8 protein-coding genes are annotated in these 5,676 nt (G+C 30.6%); all 8 read right to left on the bottom strand.

Going from position 1 to position 5,676, the window contains the following annotated elements:
• Positions 1-26: 26 nt before the first annotated feature.
• Positions 27-278 (bottom strand): hypothetical protein, encoded by a 252-nt coding sequence (locus AADI82_RS13330; RefSeq protein WP_341216918.1) that lies wholly within the window; start codon positions 276-278, stop codon positions 27-29.
• Positions 279-776: 498 nt separating this feature from the next.
• Positions 777-1,658: a DUF5777 family beta-barrel protein gene (locus AADI82_RS13325; protein WP_341216917.1), complete on the bottom strand. Its 882-nt coding sequence runs from the start codon at positions 1,656-1,658 to the stop codon at positions 777-779.
• Positions 1,640-2,035 (bottom strand): hypothetical protein, encoded by a 396-nt coding sequence (locus tag AADI82_RS13320; RefSeq protein ID WP_341216916.1) that lies wholly within the window; start codon positions 2,033-2,035, stop codon positions 1,640-1,642. The genes AADI82_RS13325 and AADI82_RS13320 overlap by 19 nt, the downstream gene beginning before the upstream one ends.
• On the bottom strand, positions 2,013-2,561 hold the full coding sequence (locus tag AADI82_RS13315; RefSeq protein ID WP_341216915.1) for a YceI family protein: 549 nt from the start codon (positions 2,559-2,561) through the stop codon (positions 2,013-2,015). The genes AADI82_RS13320 and AADI82_RS13315 overlap by 23 nt, the downstream gene beginning before the upstream one ends.
• Positions 2,562-2,563: 2 nt before the next feature.
• Complete coding sequence (locus AADI82_RS13310; RefSeq protein ID WP_341216914.1) at positions 2,564-2,914, bottom strand: c-type cytochrome domain-containing protein; 351 nt, start codon at positions 2,912-2,914, stop codon at positions 2,564-2,566.
• Positions 2,915-2,940: 26 nt separating this feature from the next.
• Positions 2,941-3,807: a hypothetical protein gene (locus tag AADI82_RS13305; RefSeq protein WP_341216913.1), complete on the bottom strand. Its 867-nt coding sequence runs from the start codon at positions 3,805-3,807 to the stop codon at positions 2,941-2,943.
• A 3-nt stretch (positions 3,808-3,810) separates the two neighbouring features.
• Positions 3,811-4,191, bottom strand: coding sequence for a hypothetical protein (locus AADI82_RS13300; protein WP_341216912.1), 381 nt, complete (start codon positions 4,189-4,191; stop codon positions 3,811-3,813).
• A gap of 153 nt (positions 4,192-4,344) precedes the next feature.
• Complete coding sequence (locus tag AADI82_RS13295) at positions 4,345-5,448, bottom strand: helix-turn-helix domain-containing protein (protein ID WP_341216911.1); 1,104 nt, start codon at positions 5,446-5,448, stop codon at positions 4,345-4,347.
• Positions 5,449-5,676: the final 228 nt, after the last annotated feature.

The raw sequence follows: 5,676 nt of genomic DNA, 5'->3' as shown, positions 1-5,676 counted from the left end.
TTACATCATCTACAACATCGGTAACTTTAAATTTTTCCATAATTATCTTTAGAAACTTTATCTCCATTATAATTACGAGATTCTGTTTTAATTACATTTCCATATTTGTCTTTCCAAACAAAATCACCATTGTAATTTTTAGAACCCGTTGCTACAATATTTCCATATTTGTCTTTTGCTACTGTATCTCCATTATAATTTTTTGAATAAGTTAATTCTTGGGAATAACTTAAAGTACTTAATAATACAAAAGCAAATAGAAGTAATATTTTTTTCATTTTATTTTATGTTAAATTTTTGCTTACTCTATTCAGTTTTCGGCTTTCCTGTATGTTGCTCTAAAATGTTTTACAACGTGTTTGTGTATGATTTCGTTGCGTGTTTAAGCACCTAATTTAGCAAATACAAACCAAATAGAAAATCTGCAAGGATTTTCGTAAGTAGGCGAGTACTAGCAATGAATTATACACGTTGTTAGCCTTTCGTTTTTTTAGTCTTCAATATTTTTATTCCGTAAATGATTTTTAAAAAATTTATACTCTACTTTAAAAATGGAAACAATCCATTTTGTTCTGTTGTGTTTTTCATAATCTCATTTGTTACATCATCATAAAAATAATCAGGAACAGTTTTATTAAGCCTATTTGTTACATTTTGAATATTCAGACCTAAATTATGAGTGATCTTCTTCCTATTCTATTTAGTTTTTAACCTTTCAAACATATTTAAAAGAGTAGTGATTTGAATTTATAATTGAACTATTTGTAAAGGTTAACTTAAAATACACGTACAATGTTGAAGCCAAATGAAATTTCACCCTTGGACCAATCTCCAGTGGTTTCTGTTAAAAAACTACTATCATTACTCGCTCTGGAGTTGGTAAATAATAATTGAAAAACATGACCGCCTGTTTCAATATCAACCCCTATTGTTAAAGGGTTTTTATATAATGAATTCTTGTTTTTACTAAAATTATAGGCATAGTCCATATTCAAACTTAATCTTTTAGAAAGTTTATAGCGACCTCCCATCCCAAAAAGTAGTTGATTATGAGTCAGAGTTTTAGTAAAATTCAAATCTTGTAAATTGTGACGCACAAAAATTGGCGCTACTTCTAAAGAAAGTTTTTCTGAAAAACTTCTTGATGCTAAAATTTGTGCAGTATATGAAAATCGATCAGATGTTTTTAGCCCAGGGTATACACTTTTTTTGAGCTGTGAATTCATATCCACACTACCATAAAGTGATACATTAACAGGAACTCTATCGGATTGTCTGAATAACTTATATTTAGCAGTTCCAGAGTATGTTTTTTCATAACTATCTCTACTAAATCCCACTTGTAAATTTGGCAATAAACCATAGAGTAATTGAATTTTGGTATTGGCTTGGTCTAATCCAAAAAAGTCATCTATCCCATTTTTTAAGGTTCCAAAGCGGTGCGCTACTACAAGGTACAAATCGCCTTTATCAACCACTTTTGTTGATTGTAAATTACCAATTTGAAGAGCTTTAAAAGCGGGTAATTCAAATGATGTTTTATTTTGATTTAAACTATCTAATTCTTGTAGCAAATCATCTTCCTGAGCTTCACATAAGAAAGGAATAACTGATAGTACTGCTATTAAAAACGATTTTTTTATTGAATAATAATACATTGATTTAATTTTATTTCCATTAATAATTCATCAAACCCAACCAATTTTCCTTTGATAACAATATTCTGATTTTCGGTAATTGATTGAAAATCGTGTATATCTTCAATTTGACAATAAATAGTGCCATTAAGTAAAATACCATCCTCATTAACCTGTGTAACTTTTCCAGTTATTTGAACAATTTTACTTATCCAATGGGAAAGATTATCAGTTACCAAATAGTTGAATTCATTTGCATTTCCTTTATATTCAGGAGCTATCTCAACTGTTTTTTTAGGTGAACGATATATATATTGATAAACAGAAATTATCCCAACACTCAATATGACTATCGAAATAATTATAAAAACAGTTTTATTTTTTTTCAATAAGCTCATAAGCAATACTGATTTCAATTTGCTTTGCAATTTTGTCTTGAACAATTGAAGGAATTTTGATGTCGAAATCATTAGCGTTTACGTAAAAACTACCTGAAATAAATATTCGATTGTTTTCAACTTTTACAGATACAGTTGTTTGAATGTTTTTATTTATACCCTTTATGCTAAGCACTCCATTTAAATCATAGCTGTTATTAGCTTTCAAACTGACAATAGAAAAATTATCTAGATTGCCTTTAAATGTTGCTTTAGGGTATTGATAGCTATCCATATAATTTTCGTTAAAATGCTCTTGCATTAAGGCATTTCTAAATTGAAATCCTGCCATAAACACCTGTGAGACTATATTACCATTGTTAGTATCTAATAGTACTGTAGTGCTACTATTAATTGCTTCAATAGGCTCAAAGGCTTTTTCTGAGGCTTCAAATTGAGTGATACCTGAGCGAGTAAAGTATTTTTGTGAATGAAGCTGTAATGATACTAAAAAACAAAAAGCAATTAAGAACGTGTGTTTTTTCATAACTAATTTTCTAAATAACCATTATTCACCCATTCATCAAAAAGTGCTCTTGTAGAAGCAGGCATTAATCCTGTAGTTGGCATTGGATCTGCAGGGTCGTTTATGCGTTGAATAAGTGTTCCATTTTCTGTTGAATTGCGAACTTGATTAAAGGTTTGTAACAAAAGTCCTCCTTGCGGGTCGCTACCTCCGTGACAGCTAATACATCTTGAAGAAATAACAGGACTAATATGTGTTTGATAGGTAATAGGTCCTGTTGGTATTGTAGTAGCTTCATCTATTGGAATATACCCTTCAGAACAACTTGACATCATTAGTATTAAAATACTAGTATATATTATTTTTTTCATCATAATATTATTATTTAACCATTAGAGCCTTATAATCCAAGAGTTGCGCACCAATCTCTAATAGCTTGCCTATCTGCATTGGAAATATTACTATGGTCAAAGTCAGTAGCATTTTGAAAAGGCGGTGGCATTACTAATTCGTCCAACGGATAATTTTGAAAATGTGTGGTACACTGTGGACGGTGACATGATACGCATTGATTATTATCAAAACTCGCAGTTATTGGTTGTTGAAATTCTGCTCCAATAATCGTGTATGGGCCATTCGCTGTTATAGGAACTAATAATTCTTGCGTATTAGGAAGATATAACTGATCTATTGCAGGAGTATGTAGAAAAGGGTCTGCCATGTGACAATTCATACATCTATCATCTGCAACTACTTGTGGACTCATCCAAGAATCATTATATCCTGTTTCTCCAGGAAGGGGAGTATTATTTGAATCGGCGCCATCAATAATAGAAAAGAAACAAGTTTCTCCAGTAGAAAACTTATAACCTATAACTCCGAGTCCTCCATCTCTGCAAAAAGTTATAAAAACCACATCCGTATTTTCACTTCCATCAACATTCAACCCTTGATATCGGCCTACCCTGTTTCCTGTTTGACATGCCATACCAAAAGCCCAAGGATGGTCACAATCACTTGGGTCTGTACTTCCACTACCTTCCTCACCACCAGGAAATGTTACAGGAACACCATCTTTAGTAGTTGGGACTTCAATTGCATCAGCACAACTAAATCTGGGGAGTGGTCCTAAAGCATCTTCACATTCATAGGCATGAACCTCAGCGGTACGATTTATAATAGGCACATAATCTCCTGTAATATCATGCGGATTGCAACTAATAACAGTAAATACTACGGAAATTATAAATATAAAATCTCTGCTCATCTTTTAATTTCTTGTCATTGAAATTTGAAGATCTCCACCGTCTTCAGATAGAACAAGACTGCTAAAAGTGGATGTGAATACCGCTGTAAAAGCGTCACCGTTAATAGCATAATTTTGTGTAGTTTCCGAAGAATTAAGTGTGGAAGATAGATTTTCCCATTCAAATGTCTCATTTGATTCTTGAGGTTCGCCTCCGTCAGTTGTAACTAATAGATTTCTAGAACCAGTACCATCTGCATTAAATATGATTATCCCATTGGCAGAGATATCAACAACTTGTCCATCCTCTGTCTCATCTGTTAATGTGAAACTTGATTGAAAAGAACCAATTATGGGATCAACCTGATTAATAGAGTTAGCATTGTCGTCTGTTGAACATGCCATCGTGAAAAACATCACGGAAAATAAAATAATTGAAAAAAAATTGAGCTTCATAAAAATTTAAGTTTAATTGTTTGCCAAAGAAACTCATATTGATATGAATTAGTGTTCAACTGGATAAAGTTGAACAACTACTTGGATGCGATAATTTTTAACTTATTGATTTTCATTATTTTTAAATTGAAGAGGTGTCATTCCTATATGCTTTTTAAAAAGCGTATTAAAGGTGCTTTTAGAACCAAAACCACTTTCATAAGCGACACCTTCCATACTTAAATGTTGCTTTTTCGGATTTTTAAGAAGTGATTTACTATAGTTTAATCTAAATTTATTTACATAGGTGTAAAAGTTTACATTATAGTTTGTATTGATAACAAATGATAAAATATGTGTCCTCGTATTTAATTTGTCGGAAAGTGTAGATAATGAAAGATTTTTGTTTAAAAATGGTTGTTCTTCTTCCATTAATTTTTCTAGTTCATTAGCTATTTCAAGTACTAAGTTTTTATCTATAAGCTCTTCTTTTTGAAAACTGACTTTTTGAAGAGGTTCATTTACAAATTGAAACTTTTGTCTAGGGGTTAGGTCAAAAACTTCTCTTTGTTGTAAAATATGATAGCCACTATAAAATAAAATAATGAATAACATAAAGTTGGAAAAATATACAAAGTAATTTTCTTCGGAACTTATTTCAAAAACTAAATGAATTATAAGTAGTAAAGGGAAAACAAGTATTAAATTATAAAGCCAATTTAGGTTTACACCTTGTTTATTAGAGTGAAGCTTTAAAACGTTTTTTTTATGCTTAATAAGCATCTTTATTACATAATAGAAAATGATTACAGAAAATAAAAAAAGCGCAATTATTAAAAAAGCATCAAAAGTTTCAAAGCTGTTTTCTAAAAATAGACGATTAGTTTCTGTACTATTTAAAAACATCCAAACCATAACCACCATTATAAAAGGAATAAATAGTAGATAATGTTTTTTTAAGAAATAATTAGGTCTATTCACAAAGTGATATACTGATAAATAAAGGAATGAAGGAATAAGGAATATGATACTTTCAAGGACAATATCTACACCAAACCATTCTTCAAAAAAATATTCTCCAATTAAAGGAAGTGTAAATAGTAATGATATAAAACCAAAAAGAATGGCTAAATATCTATTCGCACTTCTATTAATTTTATTACTTAATGAATAGGTTACAAAAGCAAGCATTAAAGCTAAGCCTATTTGTATAAAATAAAATTCCATATTTTTTTGAATTTATCAGTTCGTAAAACAACTCAACGTAGTTCTTTTTTTAATATTGTTTTTGAATTTTTGTTTAATTGCGGGCGGTTTTGTCAAAATGAAGGCTAACGTGTTAGTATAATCACAGTAAGCGGCAAATCCCGCCAGAATTACTGTATAAAGTCCTAAGATAGCAAACCCTCACCGAATTTCGCAGAAATTCGCCCACTCAAGCTTATTGTTATTATA

Origin of the sequence: uncultured Wocania sp. (assembly GCF_964021735.1) — a bacterium.
Classification (GTDB): Bacteria; Bacteroidota; Bacteroidia; order Flavobacteriales; family Flavobacteriaceae; genus Wocania_A.
The sequence above is the reverse complement of the archived record's forward strand: the minus strand, read 5'-3'. Positions and strand labels throughout refer to the sequence as shown.